At 70.5% G+C, this 1,430-nt stretch carries 1 protein-coding gene; it reads left to right on the top strand.

The features are described from left to right. The first annotated feature begins 722 nt into the window (after positions 1-722). Positions 723-1,160 (top strand): lamin tail domain-containing protein, encoded by a 438-nt coding sequence (locus tag D7231_RS34705; RefSeq protein ID WP_120760336.1) that lies wholly within the window; start codon positions 723-725, stop codon positions 1,158-1,160. The last annotated feature ends 270 nt before the right edge of the window (positions 1,161-1,430 follow it).

Raw genomic sequence — 1,430 nt, 5'->3', positions numbered from 1 at the left:
TGAAGGAATCCAGGATGGCCAGCGTGGTGCCGATCATCAGAACGGCCAGCGCCCACCATCTGCGGGGTGACGGGGGCGATTCCTCCGTCGTCGCGGGAGTGCTATCGCTTTGTATGTCTTGAACGGTCATTGCCCTTCCTTCGGCATGGGGCGATCGGCGTGGTCGATCTGCTCGGCGGAAGCCCGGAACGGCCCGTGAGCTGGTGTTTCGTGGCACTGTGGGCAGGCTGGGGCGGGCCGGGGCAGGGTGGTGGTGCGGGAGGAGGCGGTGAAGCGGGGCGCGGGAATGCGGCAGTTCAGTGGTGCGTGCCCGAATTCAAAGCGGGGCGGCCGCATTTCGGCGCGGGGAATACGCGAGCGTGCGCGGGCCGGACGGCAAGCGTCCGCTGGAGCATGCGTCCTCCTGCGGGGAATTGCGGGCGGTGGGAAATGCGTACGCAAGAAGTACAGCGGCGGCGCGCGGCGCGGGCAAGGATTGCCCGGAGCGGCGAGACAACTCGACCAAGTTGACGCAATGGCGGGGAAGAGGCGGGCCCGGGGAAGGGGGCGCGCAACTCCCCGGCGCGCGCCCGCAGTTGAGTGTCGTTCCTGTAACGGACCTGCGCCCGGCTCGTGAACATCCTTAGGGTGGCACCCGCCCGCCGCACCCGGCGGGCGCGCGGCGCTCCGCTGCGCCTCAACCGGCCCTAGTGAGGCATGACTTGACCCGTATCCGCACCCGCATGCTCGTCTCCCTCGCCGCCGTCGCAGGCTGCGCCGGCCTCCTGCTGCCCGCGCAGCAGGCGCAGGCGGCGGGCTCCGTCCACCTCTACAAGATCTACTACGACAGCCCGGGGACGGACCGGGGCGCCAACTCCAGCCTCAACGCCGAGTACGTGCAGATACGCAACACCACCGGCTCCAACGTCAGTCTCCGCGGCTGGACCGTCCGCGACCGCGCCAACCACACGTACACCTTCGGCTCCTACACGCTCGGCGCCGGCAAGACCGTGACCATCCGCACCGGCAGCGGCACCAACACCTCCGCCAACCGCTACCAGAACCGCTCCTGGTACGTCTGGAACAACGACACGGACACCGCGACCCTGCGCCGCTCCAACGGCACCACCGTGGACACCTGTTCCTACAACAGCACCCGGTACGACTACCGCATGTGCTGAGCCGCACCCCACGACGGAGGCGGCGCCCCGGCGTCCGCCTCCCCAGGGGGAGGGAGTGAGCGGGGGGTGTGAAGGGGCGCGCGCCGGAGTGGGGCGTTGCGGGTGCCAAGAGCCGGTTGCGAGCGGCGTGCGGGGGTCGGCACCATGCTCGGGTGGGGTTGACGGGACGGGGGGAACGCGGGCCGGACGCGGGCGCGGAGGACGGGGCGTTCGACGCCGTCTTCCGCGACCTGCTGGAACGGCTCTACCGCCGCGCCGCGCTGATGACCG

Origin of the sequence: Streptomyces klenkii (assembly GCF_003626645.1) — a bacterium.
In the GTDB taxonomy this organism is placed as follows: Bacteria; Actinomycetota; Actinomycetes; order Streptomycetales; family Streptomycetaceae; genus Streptomyces; species Streptomyces klenkii.
This window is presented reverse-complemented; position numbering and strand designations above follow the sequence as displayed.

Excerpts from the sequence above, each read along its gene's own strand:
- D7231_RS34705 (WP_120760336.1), top strand. The coding sequence starts at position 723 with ATGCTCGTCTCCCTCGCCGCCGTCGCAGGCTGCGCCGGCCTCCTGCTG.